Source organism: Comamonas sp. Z3 (assembly GCF_008121565.1).
Lineage (GTDB): Bacteria > Pseudomonadota > Gammaproteobacteria > Burkholderiales > Burkholderiaceae_C > Comamonas > Comamonas brasiliensis.
This window is the reverse complement of record NZ_VOQU01000010.1, coordinates 16614-38811: the sequence shown is the minus strand read 5'-3', so window position 1 is coordinate 38811 and position 22198 is coordinate 16614. Positions and strand designations below refer to the sequence as shown.

Here is a 22198-nt window from a genome sequence, read left to right as displayed (position 1 = left end):
GATGGCAAGAGATTTCACTAGAAAAAGAGGGGTCAAGAAAGCTCGCCCTCGAGTGTTAGTTCTTTGCGAGGACTCCGTGTCCTCGTTGAACTACCTTGAAGAAGCGTCTCAGAAATTCAGAGCTAATGCAGCCGTAAAAATATCGCACCCAGGGAAAACAAATCCTCTCGGAATTGTTGAGTTTGCGGTAAAAGAGAAGAGCAACTATGAATATATCTATTGCGTATTAGACAGGGATGAGCATGAAAAATGGGAAGAATCTCATACCCTGGCAAATATTCATGGCATAAAAATAATTTCTTCTTATCCATGCTATGAATTTTGGCTAATGCTTCATTTCAAATACAGCAGAAAATCATATATGCGTCAAGGAGATAAATCTCCCGCCGATGCATTATCAGCTGATTTAAAAAAAATTGATGAATTTAAAGAATATAAAAAAGGAGAAAGCAAAGGCCTTTTTTACAAACTAGAAGACAAGCTTGCTACGGCTACGAAACACGCCAATCGTTGCCTAAAAGAGATCGCCAAAGATCCTGAAGCATTAAACCCAAGCACCACTATTCATCATCTTCTGAATGATTTTGAAAAAATTGGATCTCAAGCTTAGTGAAATTATATAAAATCCTTCATGCACCCAAACCATTCGAAATGGTTAGGTGCATTTTTTGTTTATATTAATTTTTTCAGACATTACCTTCCTGAAGAATCTGCCTCACTCTTCTCGGACTCAAACCATATTTGTTTGCCAGTTGAACGGCATTACATCCATCAAAGCTAGCGCGAATTTCTTCCACCACCCGCTTGCGATCAACAGCGCGCTGCCCTGGCACATACACCTGCACCCCACCCAGCCGCTGCACATAGCGGCGCACCAGCTCTTCCGTCAAATCCTCCACCCGCTCCACGCCATGGCATAGCGCGGCGGCGGCCAGTTCTTCGCGCAGCACGGCGATGGGGTCCAGCTTGTTATGGCTGGATACCGAAGGGGTAGTGGTTGCGTCTTTTTCGTTCATTGTTTTGATAGCTGGTTGCGCTTGTGGTGCCTGCGTTTGCATTGGTTTTTATTAATAAAGGCTGATGGGGCTGAAGAGCTCTTCGTCCGCCAGTTGGCGTGACGGGCTGGGCCGTGCTAGCGTGCGTGGCGGCGCTGCTTCATCGCCCTTCTGCTGAGGCTGGGCGGCCTGGGCCGGGGCGGTGTTGAAGAGGTCTTGCGGGGGCTGCACGGTTTGCTCCAGCTGCAGCCAGCGGGCCTCGGGCCATTTGTGCACGCCAAGGCACATGGCGGCGTGCAGTGCGTAGTTGCGGCAGTCCAGCACCTCATTGCGCGGCCTGCGCTTGACCCAGCGGTACACGTCCTTGCCGTTGACCTTAGCCAGCACGCGCTGCTCTGCAGTGAGCTGTTCGTACCATTCGCGCGGCAGCTTCTGGCTGGTGTGCACGTAGCCGGGGCCGGGCTTATCAATGGCGAGCTGGCCCAGCAGCAGGTCTTTGGCACTGTCCACCCCCACCAGCCAGAGCTTGATGCCATGCGATATCTTGCGGCCGCGGTAGTTGACCTCTTGCAGGCTGCTGGGGCCGACGATGTTGCGGTTGTCGTTGTTGTCACCCTTGATGGCGCGCAGGCCGGCAAGCTGCCCTTGCGCGCTGCGCACCCAGTTGTAGACGGCCTGGGTCTGGTCGGACGAGTCGATGCTGATGGCAGACAAACCCAGGCTGCCGCCATGCCAGGCCTGCACGTAGCGCTGCTGCAGGTATTGGGTGACAGGCTCCCAGTCGGCCTCGCTGGCGGGGTTGCCCTGGATGACCTGGTGGGCAATGGCCCAACTTTCCAGCCCGCGGCCCCAGGCCCAGATGGCGATCTCCCACCGGTCGCGCTGCACGTCGACCCCGGCGGTGAGCAGCAGCGCGCCGGCGGGCACGCGGCCCAGGGGGTAGTCTTCGGCCCGGGCCTGCAGGGCGTGTTCGTCGCTGCTGTCGCCTTTGAGCTCCCAGGTTTCGCCCAGGGTTTCGTTGGTGAAGCCGGTCATGGGCGCCACGTCGCCCGCCTGCAGGGCGCGGTGGGCCTTCTCGAACTCATCGACGATGCTGACCCAAGTGCGCTGTGGGCTGTAGGCAGCCCAGACATGCACGCCCAGGGTGCGCGGCGGGCGGCAGGGCTGGCCTGCCGCATCGCGCCAGATGCGGTCTGCGCCGTAGCGGCGGCCGGTCTTTTTGCAGACCCAGGTGCCGGTGAGCGGCCAGCCGCCGGGCAGGTAGTCGGCCTGGGTGATGCTCTCCAGGCAGTGGGGGCAGACGTGGTGCACGCTGGCGGGCTGGCCTTTGACCCACTTGAAGCCGTAGGGCAGCTCTTTGCTGCCCCAGACGAGCGGGTGCTCCGCGCCGCAGCGCGGGCATTCGATGTGGTACTGGACGTAAGCGTCGGATTCTTCGCAGGCGCGCTCTACATGGCACATGCCTTTGACGCGGGGCGTGCTGCCGCCAACGAACTTGGGGTATGGCGCGCCCTCCAGTCGGCCCTTGGCCAGGCTGCCGGGGTCGCCGGATTTCTCGATGCTCTGGTCGAAGGCGCTCCATTCGTCGAGGATGGAGACGGCCACGGTGATGCGGCGGTAGGCCCGCGCAGCCTTGCCGCCCAGCAGGTGCAGCACGCTGTCGCGGAAGGGCTTGTATTTGATGGTGTCCTCCACCCCCTTGCCCTGGCGGCGCGCGGCCTGGACGGCGGCCACGCCGTCGAGCACGGGCTCGATCTCGCTTTTGACGTAGCTGTCGCGGTCGTCGTCGGTGGGCTGCCACAGCGCCTGTTTGCGGCGGCGGTGGGCGATGTTGTAGGCGACGAAGGCGGTGATCATCTTGGTATAGCCCACGCGCTTGCTCTTTTTGACGGCCAGCTCTTCGATGCGGTCGTCGCTCATGAAGTCGAGAATGCCGAGCTGGAAGGGCCAGCCGACCCAGCCGCCCTTTTGGTGACTGGATTCGCCAGCCAGCAGAAAGTGCTCTGCCGCCCATTCGCTGAGGGTTTGGGGTGCATCGGCCCGCAGGCTGGACAGGCCCAGCGCGGCTGCGGCCTGGATGGCGGCCATGGCTTCGGGGCTGAGGGGTGCGCTCATGCGGCGTCACCCTCCTCGCCGCTGCCTGCTCTGATATCAAATGCTGCGGTCTCGTCTGCATCGAGCTGCGCCATGGCTTCGACCTCTTTGTTGACCAGTTGGGAGGTGGAGCGGATCCATTCGTTGCGGGCATCGGCCATGATGCGCAGCACGATCAGCAGCACCTCTTGCGGCAGATCCGGGCAGGCCTTGCGCACCTGGCCTTCGAACTGGTCCATGCGATCGACGATGGCAGAGCTGGCCAGACCGAGCACGTCCGCCAGGATGCCAATGGGCGCGTACTCGCCACGGGCAACGGCGTTCTTCAGCTCCTGCGCCTCGCGCTGGGCCTTGGCCAGGCCGGCGCGTTCTTGGACCAGGTCGAGGCCCAGGGTCTCGCCGATCCGGCCCGCGGCCTGGTCGCGCAGGTGCTCGCAGTAGCCCACCAGCCAGGCGTGGACGTTTTCACCACGGGTCAGAACGCCCTCGCTCACGCGCTTGCTGATGCTGGCTTCGCTGACACCCACCATCTGCGCAAACTCTGCTTGCGAAACGATAGCATCCAAATAAGGCAGAACCTTCACTTAACCCCCTTAGGAAACTCACGAAACAGTCCGACAACGCGGCTCGAATTACCCGCTTCAGAGGCTCGGCGGAAGGACCCGCGACCCTCACTCTGCCTATTTTTTGTGCAGCGCAACATCAGACCTTGACCTCCAGGCCCAGGGCCATCCGTGCGGACTTGCCGGCGTAGTACGAGATGCTGGTGTCGCCACCCTCCATGCGGGCCACGATGCGGCGTGCCCAGTCCTTGCCGTCGTTGCGCTCCTTCAGGTTGACCTTCACAGGCGGCGCGGCCACGGGTGCGGGCAAGGCAGGCAGGCCTTGCTCCTGGGCATAGGTCTGGCGCGGCATGACGGCATCGCACATCTGCTCGAACTGCGGCAGGTTGGGCGGGAAGTCGGGGTGCTCTGCAGCCAGGCGGGCGGCCGCGGCCTCCACCACAACACCCGAGAAGCGCGACAGCTTGGCATCCCAGACCTTCATGGCCGAGATGGTCCCTTTGTCGTGCTTTCCAGCCATCTGGCCCGTGGCGAACTTGCTGGTGAACAGGCTGCCGTACGAGCCGTGCAACAGCATGAACAGCTTGCGGATCACGAGGCTGACTGCCTGCAGCGAGGCCTCTGCAGCCTCCTCGGCCGGGTCACGATAGGCCTGCGGATCTCGCATGGCGTGGTCTGCCAGGCTGGCAACGTTCCTCATTCCCAAACTCCGTCGAAGATGGCTGCGGCTGCACCGGCATGCTTATGGGTGTTGACTGGCTGGCGACTGCCGCTGCGGCGTCCAAGCTCAGGAGCCATGTCGGGCTTGAACAAGCCCTGCCAACCAGCAATGGCCGCGTTCTCCAGCGCTGCTGCGTGGTCCACGCCCTCGCGTCGCCAGGCATCGAGCTTGTCCACCGCCATCTGTTTTTGGGCATCGGTCGCCTTTTTGCGTTTGGCACAGGAATGCCAGGCATCCCAGTGAGCCCGGTTGATCCAGTCCGGCACGACAAAGGTCGGCGCGGTCACGCGCTTGTCTTTTGGTTCTTGACGGTTCAATTGATGGTTCATTGATGGTTTGGGTGCAGCTGCTGCGGGGGTGGGGTGCAGCTCCTGCGGGGGTACCCCCGCAGCTGGTGCGGGACTGGGTGCAGCTGGTGCGGGGCGCATTTCCTGCGGGGGTGCATATGCTGCGGGGGTCAGCTGGTACACAGTCGAGGTGCCGCTGCGCTCACTGGTGCGCAAAATCCCGGCAGATGCCAACCACTTGATCGCGCCCTGCACCGCCCGTTCGGACAGGCATGTGCGCACCGTGATGGTTTTGACAGACGGCCAGCAATAGCCATCGTCATTGGCCTGATCCGCCAGCGATATCAGAACTGCCTTTTGCGCAGCAGACATGCCCTGCATAGGCCAGCAGGCCGACATGATGATCGTGCTCATACTCTTCTCGCTATCAAGCCAAAGCCGTTTGGCGCGCCTTACAGCGCACCGGTTTGATGTCCCGCTGGCGTGGGGACAGGCTGCACATGCGCGCAACGCCCTCCTCCAGCCGTCCGGCAGCCAGCAAGGCATTGACGGTGCTGGCAACGCTGCACAGCTCCAGCCATTCGCCCGTCTGGGCGTTGTGGTAGTCGCGCAGCTCGCGCCGGCTCATGTCGCGCACGCCTTGCTGGTGGGCATGGCGCAGCGACTCGTACAAGCGCTCGTGCAAACGGCGGCGCGTTTCGTTGCCCAGAGCGGCAAATGCCTCGGCGCTGGTGTCGCGCCCGGTCACTACGGATTGGGGTTGCTGCATAGTCAAACCTCCTGATATCTGCACAGGCGGCTGCGCGCCTGCGCTCAAATTCGTTGCTGGGTTCATGGAAGTCATACGCCTGCGGCCTCGCGCAAGCGGTAGCGGATACGGCGCTCCAGGTAGGCCGTGGCGTCGGCACGCTTGGCCACCTTGTCCATGTCAAAGCGCGGCAGGTAGCCACGGCCCGGCCGCACAAACATCAGCACCGGGCGCACATCGGCACCGCCTGTGCCACTGGCCGCCCAGATGCCAGGGGCCAGGTGCGCCGTGCGCTCGTCCTGCTCACCCTTCTGGGTGATGCGAGGCCCGCCGCGCGTCTTGCCATAGGCCACGAAATAGCGGCGGCCCGCCTGCTTCTTGGTGCCGCGGTGCACGCGCAAATAGCCCTTGGCGCTCATATTGGCCTTGTAGCCCTGCTCGCCAAACGCCTGGAAGTAGCTGATCAGCTGCACCAGAAACGGCCCGCGCAAGTTGCCCTTACCGTCATCGCTGCCGGGGTAAGGGCCACCTCTGGCCTCATCGGGTATCGCCGTCTGATAACCGGCAGGCAGGATGCCCGCACGCTTGAGCGCCACCTCGCTGCGCTTGTCGCGCCGGCGGCCGCCCCAGGTCTGGGCATCCAGAATCTTTTGCGGATCAATCCCCTTGCCGCCCATATAGGTCGGCTCGATCGTCACGCTCAGCTTGGCGGCCGTGGCCATGCGCACAAACGGGCTGCGCAGGATGTAATCCGTAGGCCGGTCAAACACCGCGCGCATCTCGTCCTGCATGGCACGACGAATCTCGAAGCCCGTATCATTCAGCGCCTTGGCATAGGCCTTGGCGGCCTGTGCGCCCGTCAGCCCGTGGATCTGCCGCAGCAGCTCCGCCTGGTTCAGCACCCGCGCGCTCAGCTGGATATGCATATCAGCCCTCCTCCACCGGCGCCGGCACGCGCGCTGCCGCCGTGGCCAGCAGCTGGTTCAAGGCAGATATCAGCTCGTTGTAGCGGTACTGCAGCCGCTTGATCTCGTTGCGGCTCACCATGGCCTTGCCACCGCGAAAGGCGTCTGCCGCTGCGGACGTGAACTCGCCGACCTCCTGCTGCAGGGCCACAAACGCCTCCACCGGGTCGCCCGCGGCCTGGTCGGGCAGCGCGGGCACGCAGGTATAGCCCAGGGCCGCCCCCATCGCATGAAGAATTGCCGGGTTGCCCGACATCACCTGCAGCGCCACAGACTCGCGCAGCGTCAGGTGGTGCGTCGTGTTGTTCGGGTTCAGCTTGTTCTGCAGCGTATTGGCGCTCACGCCCATACGCTCGGCCAACACACGCACGCCGCCCGGGTGGTTGTGCGCAATCAGGTATGCCGCATCCGTCACATCGGCAGGCATCCGCATGTCGTTTTGGCGGCCTGCTTCGCCATTGTTTGCGTGGGGAGGGAAAGAGACACTGCTTCTCATGACCACACCTCACTTCTCAGGCGCATCACTGACGGCCGCTGCGCAGACAGCCAAGCAGACCCCCATCGTCCCCACACCCGAGTGGGCCCACGCCATGGAGCTGCTGCTGCAGCAAATCGTCTTCGTCCTCGACGTCGAAGGCCGCGACAGCTTCACCACCCGCAAAGTCGCCAGATGGAACAACCAGTGCATCCATGAAATGCTGCGCACCGGCAGCGTGCCCCTGCCCGTGATCGAAGAGCTGCAGCGCGTGGCCGTAAGGGTGCTGACGTGAGGCTTCAGGGTCGAAATGAAACCGCCCTTGTTCTTGGATACGATGGCTGTGCAAAAACAGCCAAGATATCTAAAGAGAGAGGGCATCAATGGACGTATCAGCACTGGTCAGCTCCATCACTGGAGCTGCTCAACTTACCCGGCTGCTTGTCGACGAACGCGATCGCCAGAAAACGGCGACCATCCAGGTCGACCTCACGAACAAAATCGCTGAGGCACAAATTCAGCTCATGCAGGTACTCGGCACCATCATCGAAAAAGATGGGCTTATCCAGACCCTTTCCGAGCGCGTGCGAAAGCTGGAGGCCGATCAAAACGAGCAAGCTCGTTACCAACTTCGTAAAGTGGGCGCTCTCGGGGATTTCTTTGCGTATGAGCTCCGCGTTGCCGCTGAACTGAGTGAGCGCAGCGATGAGCCCTCGCACTTCCTGTGTCAGCCGTGCCTCGATATCCGCAAGGACAAGAGCATCCTGCGGACCAGTGGCATTTACTGCTTCTGCGACACCTGCAAACGCAAGGTCCAGATCCTGCCCTTCGAGGACGCCACTCCCCTTCCGATCAGGCACAACTGGTAGTTCATCGTGCAGTGTCATCTGCCGCCCCCTTCGCCAGTTCAGGCAAATTGGATTCGCGCGGCAAACGCTTGGGCACAGGCTCCCGAAGTGCCTGCTTCACGCAGATTTCCGGCGGCGCGAAGTGATCCGGCCAAAAGCGATGCAGCGCACCAGCCTTCACCAGCACAGTCGACATGAACATGCTCAACGAGAAAATGATCCATAAAAGACGTTCACCAGAGTTCACAGACACCTACCTTCGTTTGTTGAGCGGCCAAGCCCCTGCCCCAGAAGAATGGGAAGCGGCAGCCGAATTGATAGAAGCGGGAATGGCCACAGGCCGCGTGCATCGCAGCAGCCAGACTGCTGCCAATGAAATCGACGCGCTAAGTGCATTTGCGCCCACGTTGAAGGGGCGCCTGTATGCCCAGCAATTGCTTGAAAGCAAGCGCACAAACAGCCTGATCGGCCGTCTACAGAAATGGGTGTGGGCACTGGCAGTTGCTGTAGGCGGCATCCTGGTGACCGCTTTTTCAGACCTGCTGAAAGAGGCCATGCAGCGATGGCTGGGCTGGTGATATCAGCCATGAGCAGCCTCCTGACCGGCCCGCGGCAGAGCAACTGACTTCGCAAACGGTGGCGGCAATCCCTCGACATTTCGACGAGTCCATGCCGCAAGAACCCGGTCTGCAACCTTGTCGCTGAGGACCTCAGGCCACTTGTCGACGGCCTGGTAAGACACACCCAAAGCGGCCGCCACTTCTCTGGTGGAGCCACCCAGCATTTCTATGGCCTCTGTTTTACGGATCGTCATGCCTCAAGTTTAACCTTAGTTAAAACATGAAAGCAACCATAGTTAGCATTGATTCCGCCATGATTTCAACCATGGTTGATTACAAAGAACGCCTAGAGAAGGCAATGAAGGCTGCTGGTGTAGACATCACAGAGCTTGCGAGGTCTGTTGGCGTCTCCTATCAGGCTGCGCGCAAAGTCCTTGAGGGCGAAAGCAAGGCTTTCACTGCCGAAAACAACGCCAAGGCCGCCGCACGCCTGAATGTGTCGTCGGACTGGCTTGCGACCGGTATGGGCGACATGGCTCGCAACGCCAGCAGCATTGTTTTTTCAGAAGAAAATGAAGATCTGGTGCGCATCCCCATACTGGCCAACAGCGGCAGCATGGGCAAAGGCAATGACACGCTCGATGCGGACTATGTGGTGGGCGACCTGGCCCTCTCCGCGCACTGGATCAACCAGCACATCAAGCCCGGCAATATCCGGGAGCTGAAGTTCATTCACGCCCAGGGCGAAAGCATGTCGCCCACCTTCAGCGATGGCGACGTGCTGCTGGTCGACGTCGGTTCGCGCGACCCTGCCAGCCATGAAGGCGTCTATGTGCTGGACGTGCACGGCCAGACCTATATCAAGCGCGTTCGCATGCGCATGAGCGGCACCTTGGAAGTCAGCTCCGACAATCCCAACATCAAGACCGTGGATGAACTGAATGGGGATCACCAGGTACGCGTGCTGGGCCGCGTTGTGTGGGCCTGGAACGGCCAGAAGTTGTAATCCACTGGCGAAGCGGCATAACTTCAAATTTCGAATATATACATCCTCAAGCAATAGCAAAAGGCAGTGGCTCAAAGTTTAAGTTGAGCCAACTTGGCCACTTACGGACAAGTTCACGGATAATCTGGTGAAGATATGCTCAAGCGAAGTACTCGAGCACAATCGCCGAAGACGGTACTCATCGCAAACGAACTCTTCCAGCTATTGCACAGCTATTCTCTGTTGAAGTTGCGTCGAGAACTCAAGCAGAGCAAGAGGCAGTCTTTTATTCCTAATCTTCATTCTCTCGAATATTGAGAAGTCGGTAATATATCTCTCCACCGCACTTTCATCAGCAAGAAAAAGATCGCTAACTCTATAGCTTTCCGGTTTTAGCTGGTTAGCAAGCAGAAATTCCTCTACGGCCGGGCTAACTCTGTCATTCGACAGATAGCTGAGTGCAAGAAGCCAATGTGATTCCGCAAGAACTTGCTTAGGGCGGAAGTTGTTTAGCTCAACTCTATCTATAGCTTTTCTAAGAATAGCAATAGCCCTATCTGCATCACCTATCTGAATATATATATGAGCCAATGCATTAAGACTATATCTCTGAAGAGATACAATTTTATCTTTCTCAATTTGCTCAACAATATCCTGAAACTCCTCAGGAAATCCAGACTCGGAAATGGAGTCAATTAGTGCCGTAACCAATGCTTCACGCAAATCTCTCGGATAATACTCTTTCTTCGACTTAATATATATTTCACTATACCGCTTTGCTGCATTGTAGGGAGAGTTTGCCCTCTGAACAAATAGCGCCGATAGCAACTCAGTATGAACCTCAGTTTGCTTTCTCACTCTGCTTTCGATGGCGGCGTCTACGATCTGAAAAGCTCCATAGGAAGCCCCAACGATAGCAACCAAGCTAGCTGCCACAGAAATGGCGTGCGCTTTTTCACTCCAAACCGACTTAAAGAATTCTGTAAGCTTCATCAAAATCATGGGCCGTGTTGGAGACCCTAGCATCATATAAGGTTTAGGTGGAGCCTTGCATGGCCAGTGATTGGCTGAGCAAAGGCCGCTAGCGATCAGCGCTTACTGAAGAGCATTGACTGAGGAGCAGTTACCCATTCCCATATAGTCATGCATGCATCTTCTCGTTTTCAGTACGTAGTACCCCAAGGACTACCTCTCGATCAATAGCTTTCGAGTTATAGAGTGCATAAATGAATGCGCCTGGTGTACCACCATCATCTGTTGCAGCACATTTAATTTCAATGTCACAGTCTTCCCCTGGGAAGAAAAAGGTAAAAAGTACTTGAAATTCATCTTGATGTACCGCTTCCATAGCTGACGAACCGAAGTTGCAGCCTTCTTCATGTGACTGCTCAGTGATATAGCCTCGGTTACGCATTATTTCAACAAATCGCTCAAAGCTCAGCTCTCCCTTTCTTACTCGGGTAACCAGATTCATCGAAGGAATAAGCATCATCATTGTCTTAGTTAATTAATTGGAACTAACATCCGATCGATAGAAGGGGGCTAGTTTGCATCTGGATGTTAGTGGAACGACCGCTCGCATTTCGACAAGTGCCTCAAAGTTGGTGCTAGCGTGTACCGCGTCGTTGGCTTTAGCGAAGACTGACCAAGAGCCACTCGATAGACAAACTTGCTGCCATAACTCGCACAAGAGCAGAGCCTAAATTGTAATAAGTGTAACGTAATCAACTCACCATCGCGCTGACCCGCGCCTTATACGTCGCAATGAAAACTACGCAGTGTTGAAACAGCCCTACTCATCTCAAGCCCGCAACAGCGGGCTTTTTTGCGCCCTCTTCTTGAATTGAAGAAAACTTCACAAAGAAATTTAACCATGGTTGACACAAATAATTTAACCATGGTTAAATTAATCCATCGCATCAACCACCACAGCACACCCGAGCCCCATCAACACAGGGCCAACGCCACCAACGCAAGCGCGCAGTTGGCATCAAGGGAGTGCAACAGAGGTAGCAGACGCGATGGGCACCACGGCATCGGCCGGGTCAGGCCCGGTCTTTCAAAAGTCGTATGCCCATGTCGTTCACTCCACCAGTGCGGAGCGTCCCCGGGCTTCATCGCACCAGCGGGCACGGCCGCTGCTCTGCGCGGCATCCCTGCCGTATCCAGCCGCCAAAGGGCGTACACGGTCAAAAGGGTGAGGCGAATGCGGCCAAGAGCAAGAACGGCAACGCCGGTTGGAATCCCGGCACCGCCCGCCCCGTGCGCATCGGGGCCAAACCAGAGCGCCTTGCACCAGGGCGTTGCGGTTTGAACGCTTTTCGCCGAGCCAGAGGCATCTCCTCCCTCCACTTCACTTCCTCTGGCACGCCTGCAAGGGCATCGGCTCTTTCTTCCCTGTGAGCAGAGTCTAGAAACCTGTAAACAGATCGTCCGTCGTGTCATCCCAAACCGACAAAGCCACATCGGTACGCCCCTGCCTAGGGTCGAACTTCAACTCTGCAATTTTCACGCTCACAGGTTTGCCGTGCATTTCCGCAAACACTTTCTCCAAGGCGATCTCAATCGCTTCGGCTGACACATTTTTCAAAGGTACTGGCATGAACGACTCCATTTTTCTTGCATTGAACTGGGCAGCCGAGATCTACGGCCGTGCCCCATTGTCAATGCCAGCCGCAACTTGGCTCTATATGACCTCCGGCATCAAAGACCAGAAGGCCTTCATCCTGCAATTACAGGAGCTGCTCAAGACCAGCCCAACCTTTCCGCTGCCTGTGGACTTTCGCAAGGCAGAAGCCAAGGAGCGCCCGGACAACACCGCAACTGCCAGCCTCTAGATAGCGCGCCTTGTCACCACCAAGCCCGCCAGCACCTGCTGAGCGGGCTTTACTTCAGGAGCATGCACTTTGAAAGCAGTACGCATCGAGCCAAACGGCGATGGCACTTATACCGCCTGGATTTTCAGCAGCCGGCACCAGGGCACCTATGACGAATGCAAGGCATGGATCAGGGCACACGGAGAAAGCATATGAACAGCCAACCTCAAACGAGCCTCAAGCCGCTACTCTGGAACGCAACCCATTGGAGCGTGATTACCGGCATTGCATATGCAACCTACGCCCAGCCATCGTATGGCGCACGACTACTTGATGTTGCCGCCATCTGGACAGGAATCATCAACACTCTGCTGCTGATCTATCTTGCATTTCTAGTAGGCAACAAAGAAGTCAATCGTCTCTGGAGGCAACAACAACAAGAGCGCAAGACTTGGAAGAGAGTTCACAGCACGCTGCTTGCAATCGCAGAGCTATTCGTCTTCGCCTGGGCTGGCTGGCTATGGAGCTTCGGCATTCGGCTGGTACGGCTTTTCATCTTGCAAATGGTGGCCGTCAGGTCAGAGCAAAGCCAAGACAAACCACCCCAAGCCCGCCGCTGAGCGGGCTTTTCTTTTGCCCTCAACCGGAGAACCCATGCAAGCAGCTCGCCCCACCTTGCCCAGCGTGCCGATCACCAGCGCGGCATTTCAGTACAGCAACTCGGCCAGCTCCAACATTGCCGACACCTTTGCCAAGGCCCGTGCACGCATCGCAGCCGAGCAGGCAGCTGCGGCCAGCAAGCCACGGCGCCGCAGCCAGCATGGCCCGGCCCTGATGACCATCAACCGCGTGCGCGCCGGCACCGCCAGCCACCTGAATCTGCAGCTTTTCGAGGAGCAGTCACCATGCGCATCTTTGTTCTGAAATGCGGCTGCGTCTCCATCCACCACATTGCCCGTAGCGCCGCCGAAGCGTTTGACCACGGCTTTGCCGAGCTGGGCCACCTGGGCTTGGGGATCTCCTGCCGATGCATCCGATAGACACCGTGCTGCACGAGCTGCAGCACCGCGACCGCCAGTGCAGCCGCCTGCTACGCGCTATGGAAAGCAAAGCAGCTACCGCCAGCCCAGCATATCTATCGGTAGCAAACTACTTTCAAATGCAGCTAGAGCAAGCGCAATGTGCTCACAAATTCAGAAATCATTACCCAAACAAAAGCCCGCAAGGTTCCACACCCGGCGGGCTTCTTTGACCACCAAGGAGTCTTGATGACCGACACCTCAGACCGCAACGAACTGGTGCGATTGGCGGGCGAGCAGGCCCTGCTCTCCCGAGACCTGCGCAACCTGAACTCAGATCAGCAGCGCGACCTGCTGGCCTTGCGCAAACTGCCCACCGATATGGTGCTGAGTGCCGACTGGTACACCTTAGGCACAGCCCCGCTGGACAAACAGCAAATGACCGTAGAGCACCAACGACTGACAGAACTGGCCAAACTGACGGGGATCAGTTGAAACAGCCTTCCATTAGGGCCATTCTTTTTTGCCACAGAGAATGCTGCAAATATATTAACCTGACTCCCCTCAACTAAACATCAGAGATACTTAACTTCTCCAGATATTGAATATAATAATCCAGCTCCGAAAAACTTCTCCTAAATTTTAGAATTTCTTCATTCATAAATTTTAGCTCAACCAAATATCTACCAATATCAAATCCCCCATCAACAAGGAAGTGCTTTTGATCTTTATTTATTAATTTTTTCAGCAAGCCATCATTATTAAATATAAGATTTAAGTCTATTTTATTTTTTATCTCTTCAATGATTTTTCCGTAAGACAAAATATCATTTTTCCTATTATCCAAATTCCTATTTGAAATGTTATCATTCAAATTCACCAGGATATTTATTAATCCAACCACATCACGGACAACCTCAATACTTTCAAAAATTGTCTGCCCTAAAAAATCAAGAACCCTAATCTTCTTATACGTTAGATAGTCGTGCAGATTTTCCCGATCACCGAATGCCGAAATATCATAACAATGAATTACTTTTAGTACATATGGATCATTAAATCTTGCAAAAACCAAATGCTCAAAAAAATGATAACGCTCAATCAATTCTCTATATTTTGCGAATCTCGGAATAATACAATTAATAAATATTAATGCATACAGACTCTCCGAGAGCATCGCTCTCGCTATATTTGCGTATTTTTTTGCCTCGGTAGCATTTATTATTTTTTTATCTTCATTATTTTTTATAAATTTCAGCAATTGATAGTTAATCAAGAAAAAACTGCGCAATTCATCTGGACAAGCAAATCCATCCCATAGGGTGGATTTTTTATTAAACTCATCAAACTCATCATTTATTAATTTAATATTACTTTTTAATTTATCTGCCAGATTATTATGCAACTTAAGCAGCTCATAGAAATTACTGTCGAATTTTTGCGCCGTCGAATTCTCTACCTGAGCCTGAAGTGCTTCAGTCGATTCAGACATCTCCTTTCTCGTCAACTCTAACTCTTGAAGCGTTGCTTTCATCTGTATATTCTGAATAAGAATAGTCACCAGCAAACCGCAGAAGGTTAAAAATGTAAGTACTGGCGTCAATATCCCATTAAACAAATCGCCTAGCGGCCCCGTATGCTTATTTTCTTCATCACCTGTAGCGTACGGCAGACCAGAAGATAGAAATATAGAAGCCAGAAGTAAAAATAGAATTACGGCAAATATATACGAAGCAGTTTTGGCCATCCCAAACTTCATCCGCCTCCCACGCGAATCTGTATTTGGAAGAACAAAATCAAAAACGGAAAGAAAACTTTTCGTCAATCTTCTGCGAAATCCAAACACATCAAAGTGAACGCAGAATGCACATCCCAGCAAAAAAGCTAGGCCTGACCAAAAAATAAACGGCATAAAAGCTATCTCCTCCATGGCAGGCGAGCATACACAAGAAGTATCCGAATGTTGCAAAGCAGCACTCTGGCAGTCGCGTAACGCAACTGCTTCCGCTACACTCACCAACGTCACGCCAGTAAAGCGTGACCGGGTTGGGAAGCCCGAAGCAAACCTGCGGTGACAACAAAGCCGCACCTGAACCGCAGTCGTGCGGCTTTGTCGTCTGTGGCCCCAGTTTTATGGTGGCTCGGAGGAGGAGCCGCGAGGCTCGCCGGTTTGCCGCAGGGTTGCCCGGTACTTCCCACTCCTTCGAGTCACCGCCAATTGTTGGGAAGCGAGCGGCGGTGGTTGTAGCAAACATGCAACCTTCGGAGGCCGCTATGGCTGACACCCTCAATGCACGCGCTGCTGCGCTGTCTTTTCATTCCACCACCTTCGGTATCGTTGACCACCAAGGGCAGCCTTGGCTCAAGGCCAACGAAATTGCCCAAGCTCTTGGGTACGCCGATGAGAGCGCGATCAACCGCATCTACGCACGGCGCTCTGACGAATTCACCGACACGATGACCTGCTCGGTCAAATTGACCGACCAGATACAGACCCGCGAAGTCCGCATCTTCAGCCTGCGCGGCGCGCACCTTCTGGCCATGTTTGCCCGCACGGCCGTGGCCAAGGAGTTTCGGGCGTGGGTGCTGGACTTGCTTGAACAGCAGACCGACGACAACGCCCCGCAACGCGACGTTCACCTTGTCGAGCATGCCCACCAACTGGCCCATGCGGCCACGCTGCAGGTCTATCAGGCGGTGTTTGATGCCGTGATGCTGGAGGGCGAAGCGCCCCACTCCACGCGCATGCTGCTGTCTTTTACCCGCGGCGCGGGCGGTGCGATGAACCCCTATGTGCAGCCCATCGAGGCCGGCGCCATGGTGATGACGCTGGCCCAGCTGACCCAGGCCGTGCGCACCGACCTGATTGTGAGCGACACCACGCTGGCCCGACTGGCAGCAGCCTGCACCCAACGCATGGCCACGCGCGCCGAGCTGCAGGCGCTAAAGCAGGCCCAGCCCGACCAAACCGCTCAACCCGGCCACCAAGGCCGTCTGCAGCTGCAGTAAATTTATCAATTTCATAGCTACCAGCGCTTGATAAATAAGGGCTAGAGCCTGATTTCACTCAAACCCCAGCCCGCCCGGCCCACGCCGCGCGGGCTTTTTTCATTGCCGAGAAAGGAGGCATGCATGCGCCATACCGGAACGCTTTTCCTCAGCCGCACCCCGCCGCAGGCCAGCACGGCGCTGTGCGGCGCTTTTCAGCTGCAGTTGCTGCTGCTGGACCGCCTGGGCCCGCACCACACAGAGCCATGGCGCGCCACCTGGACCGGCGTGGCTGCGCAGCGCTTTTGGCAAACACACCATGCCGCGCTGCTGCCCGGCACCGCCCTGGTGGTGGAGCTGGAGCGCGCCCGCATCCACACGCTGGCCTGCCGCCCGCCACGCAGCGAGGTGCATGCCCGCGTCATTCACTGCGCACTGGTGTCGGCGCGCAGCCAAGAGCCTGCCAGCGCTTCAACACGGCATGCGCCCCAGTGCCGCGCGATGCCATCGGTGCAAGCGAACTAGCAACCCCGAGCCCCGCCAAATGAGCGGGGTTCTTTTTTGGAGAAATCGAAAATGAAGCTTTTGGACCGCAGAGCTCTTTGCTCTAAAGTACCCTACTCTGATCGCTATATTCTCAAGCTGGAGTCCATTGGCCAGTTCCCGAAACGGATTGTCTTGTCGCCGCGTAGAGTGGCATGGGATGAGGCCGAGATCGATGCTTGGATCGAAGAGCGGCGCCAAGCCAATATAAAGGCGTCAGCGCCTCTCGAGGCAATAGACAAACCAGTTCAATAATATTCATGGTATCTGGGATGGTATCTGGTGCAGGCGCAGCGCCACATACCGCACCGGATAAGGATTTCAGAGCCTTATGAATATTTGAGTGGGAATAAAGCGCTGTCGTGAACTGACAGGCAAGCTTTAACGGCCCCTCATCAAAGCCCGCAATCTGCGGGCTTTTTTATTCCGGGCTAGCACTATCTGAAACCTGCCGTTCTTACCACTCAGCCCCTCGGAGATCGAGAGCTGGATGGAGGACGGCCGCAAATGGATGAAGAACTTTCCAGACACCTACCCGCAACATCTGCGCGAGCAGCACGAACTTAGTCACGGAAATCTGCAGCAGGCCCATGGCAAGGCGATTCGCGCCACGAAGGCCACAGCGCAGTGCAGTCCTTTGGTGCGCCATGCCGAAGGAAATAAGACCGGCGCATGGCAGCACCCATGAAAAAATAGCCGCAGCATTGCAAGGTGGCTTCACCTGACATTGGCCCATAAAAATACCCATGTCGCCACGGGCTTGCCATCGAATCAGCAGGCCGATTATTTCGTGAACTCCTTGATCCGGATGGGGCGATCCTTCACCAACTCCACAATACCTTCGCCATTCCTGAAATGGATGAACGTGCTCTTGCCATCCGTCATGCGCAAGCCGCTTGCCGCCGGCACACGAGTCATGTTGAACGAACGGTCGGCGTTGTCCGTCATCACGGCAGTCTCAAAATTATCCGAAGACTGCAGCCTGATCGTCAGATCCATGGGCCCCACAAAGTTAACCACCTTGGTGGCGGAAACGCCCGCCGCCTTGTCCCCGGCAGCGCTTTGCACAGGCGGTTGAGAGGCATTGCAGCCCACCAGAGCAATAGCGATCAATGAAATGGCCAGCATCACTTTCATGATGAACCCCCTTGCTTGTTGAATCTCAAACCAACCACCATCAAGCAGCATCGAAAGCCTGAGCCAGCCCTGATTCACCTTGATCGCAACACACCGCCACGGGCGCACCGCTGTCGATCACACGGGCAGACTCATCGCAAAATGGCCATCGCTGGATGGCCTTTCTCTGCAACAGCCGGGGTGCATCGCCACTGATTATTGCAAAAGCGTTGGAGCAATTCTCGCCGCGCGCGGCAGTCATTGGCGCGGCATCCCAGCACCGCCATGCGGAGTGCAGGTGCCAGTTGAACGCTATTGAAACAGAAGCATATAGCGTAAGTCATGCAACGATCTTGATATAGAACTGCTTTCAAGTACATATAGAGCATGCGCTATATGCTCATAAATTCGATAGTCCCTAGCATCTCCCGGCTCCCTATTGCGCAGGCTTTTCATCGCCAACAAGAACGCATGCTGCGCCATTGCGCGAGCAGCAATCAAGACATCAACCCGCCATCGGAAAGCGTTTCGCGCAGGATGATGAGATTGTCCGGCGACACGTGGATCAGGCCTTTACCAGGCACATCGATCTCGGCAATCAGGAAAAGAGCCAGGGCCGTGACGAACGGGACGATGAAAATCAGGGAGTTGCGACGATTTTGGCCACGGATGTTGTAGCCGATAAGAAAGTTCGAGCAGACCCCGAAGATGATGAGCAGAAACCAGGCAGCACCTGGAATGTGATGTCGCCAGCTGGCCATCGTTTTTTGCTGTGCGATATAGAGGTCGTTGCAGGCGTTCAAGGCTGTCGCAATGACCGGGTCGGGGTTGGCTGTGGCAATCTTGCTGACCAGCGTCCACATCCGGGTCTGCATGCGAATGGACTCTCTGCGGATTTGCGCCCGCTGGCCTTCATTCATGGTCTCAAAGAATTGTGTGCGCAGACTCAAATAGTCTTGCAGCAAGGCCTTCGCCTGCTGCTGATGACTGTCCTTCAACAAGCTGTTGCGCTGAAAAGCATTGCCGATTGCGATGGCTTCGTTTTCTTCGGCCGCCACGCGCATGTTGTAGCCGCCAATCGCGAACGACAGAATGAAGCCGATCAGCAGACCAAACAATGACAAGGTTGCACCCAGGACGATCTTGAGTTCATCTTCAGCGACGGCGTCATGTTTGAACCTCTTATTCCAGGTGAATTTTCCCAGAAAAGCCGCGAGGCTGAGCAACGCAAAAATACTGACCAGCAGTATCCAGGAGTTGGTATCAATGGCGAGAAATGTCTTTTGCATCGTTATTCTCCAACTCAGCTCGATAGTCACCAGCAAGCCGGAGGGAATGACTCCGACGAGGACAACCCAGCCCGAGCCCTGGAGCCTCGCCCTCATCAGCTTGTCTCCAGGCAAATATACGCTTTATCGGTGAACCAGACGCAGAGCAGACACTCGCGAATCAGGCGGGCCGAGCAATGGACAAGCCCACGCCAGTCTTGTCGATCAACCCCGTGTCCACATCCGCTGCGACTGGGCAACCGCCCCAAAAACACGCAGCAAAAATCAGCCGCAAACGAGGCATGCAACTACACCGGCATATCGAAAGCTTGGCTTGCTGCCAAGAAATGCACCACTGTCAATGCGCTTCAATGAGCAGGTATTTCTCGTAGTTTGTGACAAACAGAATGAATCCGTTTGGATATGCGGCGTGGGGCATGGCCGCTCCCTGAGAAGCCGGCAATGCTTGATTGTCAAGATTCTCATCGCTGCACCAGCTCCTGAAATAATTACAGGAAGCTGTTCTCCATATTTCATGTATCGGCGATACCATTCCCTCTGGCATCTCTTCAGCTGATAGCTATTTGTCGTCGGGCCTTGATACGTTGCAAGACCTGGTCCAGGCCCCATGTCTTGCTGCAAACAATATGGAACTTTTCACTGCCCCACATAACAACGGTTATGGACGTGGATTGGGATTTGCAGGTGATGGCTCGGGAACAGGAACTTGAGACCCCGGGGCTGGATGCGGTGCAGGCATTCCTTCTGTTGCTGGCGGCCTCGATTGAAGTTCTGGTTGTGGCGCTTTTTCACAGGCACTGAGAGCCGCCACAGCCGTAAGCAATACAAGGACATTGAGAGATTTCATGACCGACCTCCTTTCAAGGAACATAGGTCCATGCTAGGCCAAGGCGCTTCTCGGAATCTACCCTCTTCTTTCAGAACTCACATCCTGTGACTTTCATGCCCGCCGCCAGGAAATCACCATATATGGTCACTTCTGACAAACAGACGGCTCAGCCGTTGGGCTCACCACCTCCCCAGATCTGGCGATGATGGAGCTGCCGTAAGAAGCCCGAAAAGATGTAACACCTGCGCATTGCCAGGGCCAAGCCGGCTGGCAATCAACGGCCTACGCATGTCGCGCCACCTGACCTGACATGACATAGTTGACCATCAAGTCACTTCAAGCTTTAGCCTTGAACACATGACTTTCCAATCCAGCTCGCAAACTGATTCCTCTTTGCTCGCGCTGCGAGTGCCGCCGATGGCACTGTTGGCAGTGTTTGCCGCAGCCATGTGGCTTCTGCCAGATATCCTGACCACCAAATTCCCGGCCTCCTGGACGGCCGCCTCATTGCTGGCCATATTGGGAGGAGCCTTCTGCATAGCAGGCGTACGAGCGTTTCAGCGCGCCCAAACCACGGTAAACCCCACAACTCCTGCAGCGTCGACCTCACTGGTCGTCAGCGGGGTTTATCGTATGACACGCAATCCGATGTACCTGGGCTTTGCACTGCTGCTGCTTGGCTTCGCCACAGGGTTGGGCAAGTTGTCGGCACTGCTTCTTGTGCCGCTATTCATGGCTTATTTGCAGCGCTTTCAGATTCGGCCGGAAGAAGAAGCGTTGCAAGCACAATTTGGAGCGTCCTTCGACACCTATCGCCAACAGGTCCGACGCTGGCTTTAGATGGGCTTGAACCAGCTCAGGGGAATTCCCAATCAGTTTTGATGACTTGAGCATAGCAATCACGCTCGCGATACCAAGGTAGAAGCACTCGAGCCGCTATTGAGTCAACAAACGGAGTCAGCCAAGGCATCACTGGCTGAAGCCCTTATACATTCGGCCTATCTATGGGGTCGGTCGGCAACTCTGCAGGCGGTTGTTCATTGGGCGGATCAACTGGTTCCGGCTTGGGTTCCGCTTCCTTGAGCGGGTTCTTTTGAAACGTCATGGCGGTCATCTCCTGCATGCGGTTTGAATGAGCGGCTCGCCCCTGAGCTGTCCGGCGAAGCGAGACCCATCCAAGGCGCTATTGCCTCAGCGAATAGCCGAACTAAGCATATCCTGAGGTCGGCTTCCCGATACTTCGTACGTCACGGAAAGATCTGGAAACGCCCAGCCTTGATCATCCAACGCCGAACTCAAACGCAGCGCAGACAAGGCCTGCGCCCATGTGAGCGCCGAACAAGTTGCAAGCACACTGGAGCCAGTGCACTAGCCCTCGCCGCAGACCTTCAGCAAGCGACTGCAGGGATACCGCGAGGCTCAGACGATCTCGAAGATATCGCCATCGGACGATGCGGCGCTCTCGTGAAAGATGTCGTAGAGATACTGAGGCAACTCCTCGCAGGAAACCTCGGAAGGAACGGCCAGATCCACAAAGCCAAGCTTGCCATCGGCTCCAACGGAAAAACAGCGCCATGCGGAGTCTCTGCGCTCTATGAGCACGATATCGCCGAACACATTGAACCGATACCTTTCCATGTCCACTCCCTTGTTCTGCCTTGCATGCTAGCCCGTTTTCTCCTGCGTCATCTGTGCACTCGCCCGAGTGCTCCGGCCTTTATCAGCTGGATGAGACAACAGCGTGACTCTCATCTCAGCCGCGATGTCCGCAATCGGCTTCGCAGGCGGTAGTCATGCATCAGCCCCGTTGACTTTGGCAACGGAAAGAAGCGGCGGCAAGTGCATTGGGGGTTGGCTTTCTGAGGCAAGGCAGCCTACTCGAGCAGGGACCGGCCTTGGAAAACCGCTTGGCGAGCAAGCTGCGCGATAGCGCCAGCACCGAAGCAGCGTTTGCACCGAAGCTGACGTTTTACTTATTGGAGGGCATTTAAGGTTATTAAAAAGAGTACTGTGCTCTTTGACGATCGATCCTGATTCGTCATCCAGGACTGGAGGTCTATATGCAAGATAGCCGTATTCCCCCGCCAATCCAGAAGTTCTGGGAGACCACCAAGGAGCTGTTCTCCATGGACAAGGATTTCCCCACACCGCCACAACTAGAACAGCAAGAGCCCACAGCAATGGAAAAAAAGCAGGAGCAAGAGAGGCTGCTGCGCGAGCGCCGCAACTACCGGTACTGGTAGCCCGGCGCTTCAAATTCATATTGCGATGGGTTCCCGACCACCTCGACAGGTGGTTTTTTGTTGCCTTGAGATACAAGAATACGAGCACATAGACCCTGCCAAACATAGGCGCCG

At 56.0% G+C, this 22198-nt stretch carries 33 protein-coding genes; 16 read left to right on the top strand and 17 right to left on the bottom strand.

The window, feature by feature from the left end:
- The first annotated feature begins 1 nt into the window (after position 1).
- On the top strand, positions 2-610 hold the full coding sequence (locus FSY59_RS24905) for an RloB family protein (protein ID WP_148729857.1): 609 nt from the start codon (positions 2-4) through the stop codon (positions 608-610).
- Positions 611-686: 76 nt separating this feature from the next.
- On the opposite strand, the gene FSY59_RS24900 is transcribed toward FSY59_RS24905, so the two are convergent.
- The 8 genes from FSY59_RS24900 to FSY59_RS24865 form a co-directional block, all read right to left on the bottom strand.
- Entirely contained in the window at positions 687-1058 is a 372-nt protein-coding gene (locus FSY59_RS24900) for a Mor transcription activator family protein (RefSeq protein WP_148729856.1), read from the bottom strand.
- Positions 1059-1067: 9 nt separating this feature from the next.
- Positions 1068-3110 (bottom strand): phage terminase large subunit family protein, encoded by a 2043-nt coding sequence (locus FSY59_RS24895; protein ID WP_148729855.1) that lies wholly within the window; start codon positions 3108-3110, stop codon positions 1068-1070.
- Entirely contained in the window at positions 3107-3655 is a 549-nt protein-coding gene (locus FSY59_RS24890) for a hypothetical protein (protein WP_255439740.1), read from the bottom strand. The genes FSY59_RS24895 and FSY59_RS24890 overlap by 4 nt, the downstream gene beginning before the upstream one ends.
- Positions 3656-3791: 136 nt before the next feature.
- Positions 3792-4352 (bottom strand): hypothetical protein, encoded by a 561-nt coding sequence (locus FSY59_RS24885; RefSeq protein ID WP_148729854.1) that lies wholly within the window; start codon positions 4350-4352, stop codon positions 3792-3794.
- Positions 4349-5074, bottom strand: a complete 726-nt coding sequence (locus tag FSY59_RS24880) for a helix-turn-helix domain-containing protein (protein ID WP_222864305.1) — start codon at positions 5072-5074, stop codon at positions 4349-4351. The genes FSY59_RS24885 and FSY59_RS24880 overlap by 4 nt, the downstream gene beginning before the upstream one ends.
- 13 nt (positions 5075-5087) lie before the next feature.
- Positions 5088-5429, bottom strand: coding sequence for a hypothetical protein (locus tag FSY59_RS24875; RefSeq protein ID WP_148729853.1), 342 nt, complete (start codon positions 5427-5429; stop codon positions 5088-5090).
- 71 nt (positions 5430-5500) lie between these two features.
- Positions 5501-6334 carry a hypothetical protein gene (locus FSY59_RS24870; RefSeq protein ID WP_148729852.1) on the bottom strand — a complete coding sequence of 278 codons (834 nt, stop codon included), beginning with the start codon at positions 6332-6334 and terminating at the stop codon, positions 5501-5503.
- Position 6335: 1 nt separating this feature from the next.
- Complete coding sequence (locus FSY59_RS24865) at positions 6336-6806, bottom strand: phage regulatory CII family protein (protein WP_187427985.1); 471 nt, start codon at positions 6804-6806, stop codon at positions 6336-6338.
- Positions 6807-6867: 61 nt separating this feature from the next.
- Here FSY59_RS24865 and FSY59_RS24860 point away from each other — a divergent pair, with 61 nt between their 5' ends.
- Both FSY59_RS24860 and FSY59_RS24855 read left to right on the top strand, forming a co-directional pair.
- The gene (locus FSY59_RS24860; protein ID WP_148729850.1) at positions 6868-7143 is read left to right on the top strand and encodes a hypothetical protein; all 276 of its coding nucleotides are present in this window, start codon (positions 6868-6870) and stop codon (positions 7141-7143) included.
- An 88-nt stretch (positions 7144-7231) separates the two neighbouring features.
- A complete protein-coding gene (locus FSY59_RS24855; RefSeq protein ID WP_148729849.1) occupies positions 7232-7717 on the top strand; it encodes a hypothetical protein in 486 nt (161 codons plus the stop codon).
- 1 nt (position 7718) lies between these two features.
- Here FSY59_RS24855 and FSY59_RS27465 read toward each other — a convergent pair whose 3' ends face one another.
- Positions 7719-7892, bottom strand: coding sequence for a hypothetical protein (locus FSY59_RS27465; protein ID WP_187427984.1), 174 nt, complete (start codon positions 7890-7892; stop codon positions 7719-7721).
- Between FSY59_RS27465 and FSY59_RS24850 the strand changes: the two genes are divergently transcribed.
- Complete coding sequence (locus tag FSY59_RS24850; RefSeq protein ID WP_148729848.1) at positions 7891-8274, top strand: hypothetical protein; 384 nt, start codon at positions 7891-7893, stop codon at positions 8272-8274. The two genes, FSY59_RS27465 and FSY59_RS24850, sit on opposite strands and share 2 nt — an antisense overlap.
- A 2-nt stretch (positions 8275-8276) precedes the next feature.
- On the opposite strand, the gene FSY59_RS24845 is transcribed toward FSY59_RS24850, so the two are convergent.
- Complete coding sequence (locus FSY59_RS24845; RefSeq protein WP_148729847.1) at positions 8277-8510, bottom strand: hypothetical protein; 234 nt, start codon at positions 8508-8510, stop codon at positions 8277-8279.
- 71 nt (positions 8511-8581) lie between these two features.
- Between FSY59_RS24845 and FSY59_RS24840 the strand changes: the two genes are divergently transcribed.
- Positions 8582-9262, top strand: a complete 681-nt coding sequence (locus FSY59_RS24840) for a S24 family peptidase (RefSeq protein ID WP_187427983.1) — start codon at positions 8582-8584, stop codon at positions 9260-9262.
- A gap of 201 nt (positions 9263-9463) precedes the next feature.
- Here FSY59_RS24840 and FSY59_RS24835 read toward each other — a convergent pair whose 3' ends face one another.
- The 3 genes from FSY59_RS24835 to FSY59_RS24825 form a co-directional block, all read right to left on the bottom strand.
- Complete coding sequence (locus tag FSY59_RS24835; RefSeq protein WP_187427982.1) at positions 9464-10234, bottom strand: hypothetical protein; 771 nt, start codon at positions 10232-10234, stop codon at positions 9464-9466.
- A 148-nt stretch (positions 10235-10382) separates the two neighbouring features.
- Positions 10383-10715 carry a hypothetical protein gene (locus FSY59_RS24830; protein ID WP_148729844.1) on the bottom strand — a complete coding sequence of 111 codons (333 nt, stop codon included), beginning with the start codon at positions 10713-10715 and terminating at the stop codon, positions 10383-10385.
- Positions 10716-11651: 936 nt separating this feature from the next.
- Positions 11652-11843, bottom strand: a complete 192-nt coding sequence (locus tag FSY59_RS24825) for a hypothetical protein (protein WP_148729843.1) — start codon at positions 11841-11843, stop codon at positions 11652-11654.
- On the opposite strand from FSY59_RS24825, the gene FSY59_RS24820 reads away from it, so the two are divergent.
- From FSY59_RS24820 to FSY59_RS24800, 4 genes are all read left to right on the top strand, one after another.
- Entirely contained in the window at positions 11842-12078 is a 237-nt protein-coding gene (locus FSY59_RS24820; protein ID WP_148729842.1) for a hypothetical protein, read from the top strand. The two genes, FSY59_RS24825 and FSY59_RS24820, sit on opposite strands and share 2 nt — an antisense overlap.
- Positions 12079-12269: 191 nt before the next feature.
- On the top strand, positions 12270-12677 hold the full coding sequence (locus FSY59_RS24815) for a hypothetical protein (protein WP_148729841.1): 408 nt from the start codon (positions 12270-12272) through the stop codon (positions 12675-12677).
- 34 nt (positions 12678-12711) lie between these two features.
- Positions 12712-12981 (top strand): hypothetical protein, encoded by a 270-nt coding sequence (locus FSY59_RS24810; protein WP_148729840.1) that lies wholly within the window; start codon positions 12712-12714, stop codon positions 12979-12981.
- A gap of 344 nt (positions 12982-13325) precedes the next feature.
- Positions 13326-13571 carry a hypothetical protein gene (locus tag FSY59_RS24800; protein ID WP_148729839.1) on the top strand — a complete coding sequence of 82 codons (246 nt, stop codon included), beginning with the start codon at positions 13326-13328 and terminating at the stop codon, positions 13569-13571.
- Positions 13572-13644: 73 nt separating this feature from the next.
- Here the strand turns inward: FSY59_RS24800 and FSY59_RS24795 are convergent, their stop codons facing one another.
- A complete protein-coding gene (locus tag FSY59_RS24795; RefSeq protein WP_148729838.1) occupies positions 13645-15093 on the bottom strand; it encodes a putative phage abortive infection protein in 1449 nt (482 codons plus the stop codon).
- A 257-nt stretch (positions 15094-15350) separates the two neighbouring features.
- Here FSY59_RS24795 and FSY59_RS24790 point away from each other — a divergent pair, with 257 nt between their 5' ends.
- The 4 genes from FSY59_RS24790 to FSY59_RS24775 all read left to right on the top strand — a co-directional run bounded on the left by FSY59_RS24790 (position 15351) and on the right by FSY59_RS24775 (position 17295).
- Positions 15351-16085, top strand: a complete 735-nt coding sequence (locus tag FSY59_RS24790; protein WP_148729837.1) for a Bro-N domain-containing protein — start codon at positions 15351-15353, stop codon at positions 16083-16085.
- Between the two features lie 123 nt (positions 16086-16208).
- Positions 16209-16589, top strand: coding sequence for a hypothetical protein (locus FSY59_RS24785; protein WP_148729836.1), 381 nt, complete (start codon positions 16209-16211; stop codon positions 16587-16589).
- Positions 16590-16640: 51 nt separating this feature from the next.
- Entirely contained in the window at positions 16641-16862 is a 222-nt protein-coding gene (locus FSY59_RS27965; protein WP_148729835.1) for an AlpA family transcriptional regulator, read from the top strand.
- A 235-nt stretch (positions 16863-17097) separates the two neighbouring features.
- Positions 17098-17295, top strand: a complete 198-nt coding sequence (locus FSY59_RS24775; RefSeq protein WP_148729834.1) for a hypothetical protein — start codon at positions 17098-17100, stop codon at positions 17293-17295.
- Positions 17296-17390: 95 nt separating this feature from the next.
- Here the strand turns inward: FSY59_RS24775 and FSY59_RS24770 are convergent, their stop codons facing one another.
- Together FSY59_RS24770 and FSY59_RS24765 are read right to left on the bottom strand one after the other, a co-directional pair.
- Positions 17391-17822: a hypothetical protein gene (locus tag FSY59_RS24770; RefSeq protein WP_235214149.1), complete on the bottom strand. Its 432-nt coding sequence runs from the start codon at positions 17820-17822 to the stop codon at positions 17391-17393.
- A 398-nt stretch (positions 17823-18220) separates the two neighbouring features.
- The gene (locus tag FSY59_RS24765; protein WP_019042548.1) at positions 18221-19012 is read right to left on the bottom strand and encodes a hypothetical protein; all 792 of its coding nucleotides are present in this window, start codon (positions 19010-19012) and stop codon (positions 18221-18223) included.
- A 660-nt stretch (positions 19013-19672) separates the two neighbouring features.
- On the opposite strand from FSY59_RS24765, the gene FSY59_RS27460 reads away from it, so the two are divergent.
- Together FSY59_RS27460 and FSY59_RS24760 are read left to right on the top strand one after the other, a co-directional pair.
- The gene (locus FSY59_RS27460; RefSeq protein ID WP_158407676.1) at positions 19673-19813 is read left to right on the top strand and encodes a hypothetical protein; all 141 of its coding nucleotides are present in this window, start codon (positions 19673-19675) and stop codon (positions 19811-19813) included.
- Positions 19814-20198: 385 nt separating this feature from the next.
- Positions 20199-20681, top strand: coding sequence for an isoprenylcysteine carboxylmethyltransferase family protein (locus FSY59_RS24760; protein WP_034400575.1), 483 nt, complete (start codon positions 20199-20201; stop codon positions 20679-20681).
- Between the two features lie 579 nt (positions 20682-21260).
- Here the strand turns inward: FSY59_RS24760 and FSY59_RS24755 are convergent.
- A complete protein-coding gene (locus FSY59_RS24755; protein ID WP_019042546.1) occupies positions 21261-21479 on the bottom strand; it encodes a hypothetical protein in 219 nt (72 codons plus the stop codon).
- A 422-nt stretch (positions 21480-21901) separates the two neighbouring features.
- Between FSY59_RS24755 and FSY59_RS24750 the strand changes: the two genes are divergently transcribed.
- Positions 21902-22084, top strand: a complete 183-nt coding sequence (locus FSY59_RS24750; RefSeq protein WP_003054686.1) for a hypothetical protein — start codon at positions 21902-21904, stop codon at positions 22082-22084.
- Positions 22085-22198: the final 114 nt, after the last annotated feature.

What these genes read in the sequence shown, in the direction of transcription:
- FSY59_RS24905 (WP_148729857.1), top strand. Translation starts at nt 2, where the DNA reads ATGGCAAGAGATTTCACTAGAAAAAGAGGGGTCAAGAAAGCTCGCCCT.
- FSY59_RS24900 (WP_148729856.1), bottom strand. Translation starts at nt 1,058, where the DNA reads ATGCAAACGCAGGCACCACAAGCGCAACCAGCTATCAAAACAATGAAC.
- FSY59_RS24895 (WP_148729855.1), bottom strand. Translation starts at nt 3,110, where the DNA reads ATGAGCGCACCCCTCAGCCCCGAAGCCATGGCCGCCATCCAGGCCGCA.
- FSY59_RS24885 (WP_148729854.1), bottom strand. Translation starts at nt 4,352, where the DNA reads ATGAGGAACGTTGCCAGCCTGGCAGACCACGCCATGCGAGATCCGCAG.
- FSY59_RS24880 (WP_222864305.1), bottom strand. Translation starts at nt 5,074, where the DNA reads ATGAGCACGATCATCATGTCGGCCTGCTGGCCTATGCAGGGCATGTCT.
- FSY59_RS24875 (WP_148729853.1), bottom strand. Translation starts at nt 5,429, where the DNA reads ATGCAGCAACCCCAATCCGTAGTGACCGGGCGCGACACCAGCGCCGAG.
- FSY59_RS24870 (WP_148729852.1), bottom strand. Translation starts at nt 6,334, where the DNA reads ATGCATATCCAGCTGAGCGCGCGGGTGCTGAACCAGGCGGAGCTGCTG.
- FSY59_RS24865 (WP_187427985.1), bottom strand. Translation starts at nt 6,806, where the DNA reads ATGCGGATGCCTGCCGATGTGACGGATGCGGCATACCTGATTGCGCAC.
- FSY59_RS24860 (WP_148729850.1), top strand. Translation starts at nt 6,868, where the DNA reads ATGACCACACCTCACTTCTCAGGCGCATCACTGACGGCCGCTGCGCAG.
- FSY59_RS24855 (WP_148729849.1), top strand. Translation starts at nt 7,232, where the DNA reads ATGGACGTATCAGCACTGGTCAGCTCCATCACTGGAGCTGCTCAACTT.
- FSY59_RS24850 (WP_148729848.1), top strand. Translation starts at nt 7,891, where the DNA reads ATGAACATGCTCAACGAGAAAATGATCCATAAAAGACGTTCACCAGAG.
- FSY59_RS27465 (WP_187427984.1), bottom strand. Translation starts at nt 7,892, where the DNA reads ATGTCGACTGTGCTGGTGAAGGCTGGTGCGCTGCATCGCTTTTGGCCG.
- FSY59_RS24845 (WP_148729847.1), bottom strand. Translation starts at nt 8,510, where the DNA reads ATGACGATCCGTAAAACAGAGGCCATAGAAATGCTGGGTGGCTCCACC.
- FSY59_RS24840 (WP_187427983.1), top strand. Translation starts at nt 8,582, where the DNA reads ATGGTTGATTACAAAGAACGCCTAGAGAAGGCAATGAAGGCTGCTGGT.
- FSY59_RS24835 (WP_187427982.1), bottom strand. Translation starts at nt 10,234, where the DNA reads ATGAAGCTTACAGAATTCTTTAAGTCGGTTTGGAGTGAAAAAGCGCAC.
- FSY59_RS24830 (WP_148729844.1), bottom strand. Translation starts at nt 10,715, where the DNA reads ATGAATCTGGTTACCCGAGTAAGAAAGGGAGAGCTGAGCTTTGAGCGA.
- FSY59_RS24820 (WP_148729842.1), top strand. Translation starts at nt 11,842, where the DNA reads ATGAACGACTCCATTTTTCTTGCATTGAACTGGGCAGCCGAGATCTAC.
- FSY59_RS24825 (WP_148729843.1), bottom strand. Translation starts at nt 11,843, where the DNA reads ATGCCAGTACCTTTGAAAAATGTGTCAGCCGAAGCGATTGAGATCGCC.
- FSY59_RS24815 (WP_148729841.1), top strand. Translation starts at nt 12,270, where the DNA reads ATGAACAGCCAACCTCAAACGAGCCTCAAGCCGCTACTCTGGAACGCA.
- FSY59_RS24810 (WP_148729840.1), top strand. Translation starts at nt 12,712, where the DNA reads ATGCAAGCAGCTCGCCCCACCTTGCCCAGCGTGCCGATCACCAGCGCG.
- FSY59_RS24800 (WP_148729839.1), top strand. Translation starts at nt 13,326, where the DNA reads ATGACCGACACCTCAGACCGCAACGAACTGGTGCGATTGGCGGGCGAG.
- FSY59_RS24790 (WP_148729837.1), top strand. Translation starts at nt 15,351, where the DNA reads ATGGCTGACACCCTCAATGCACGCGCTGCTGCGCTGTCTTTTCATTCC.
- FSY59_RS24785 (WP_148729836.1), top strand. Translation starts at nt 16,209, where the DNA reads ATGCGCCATACCGGAACGCTTTTCCTCAGCCGCACCCCGCCGCAGGCC.
- FSY59_RS27965 (WP_148729835.1), top strand. Translation starts at nt 16,641, where the DNA reads ATGAAGCTTTTGGACCGCAGAGCTCTTTGCTCTAAAGTACCCTACTCT.
- FSY59_RS24775 (WP_148729834.1), top strand. Translation starts at nt 17,098, where the DNA reads ATGGAGGACGGCCGCAAATGGATGAAGAACTTTCCAGACACCTACCCG.
- FSY59_RS24765 (WP_019042548.1), bottom strand. Translation starts at nt 19,012, where the DNA reads ATGCAAAAGACATTTCTCGCCATTGATACCAACTCCTGGATACTGCTG.
- FSY59_RS27460 (WP_158407676.1), top strand. Translation starts at nt 19,673, where the DNA reads ATGGACGTGGATTGGGATTTGCAGGTGATGGCTCGGGAACAGGAACTT.
- FSY59_RS24760 (WP_034400575.1), top strand. Translation starts at nt 20,199, where the DNA reads ATGACTTTCCAATCCAGCTCGCAAACTGATTCCTCTTTGCTCGCGCTG.
- FSY59_RS24755 (WP_019042546.1), bottom strand. Translation starts at nt 21,479, where the DNA reads ATGGAAAGGTATCGGTTCAATGTGTTCGGCGATATCGTGCTCATAGAG.
- FSY59_RS24750 (WP_003054686.1), top strand. Translation starts at nt 21,902, where the DNA reads ATGCAAGATAGCCGTATTCCCCCGCCAATCCAGAAGTTCTGGGAGACC.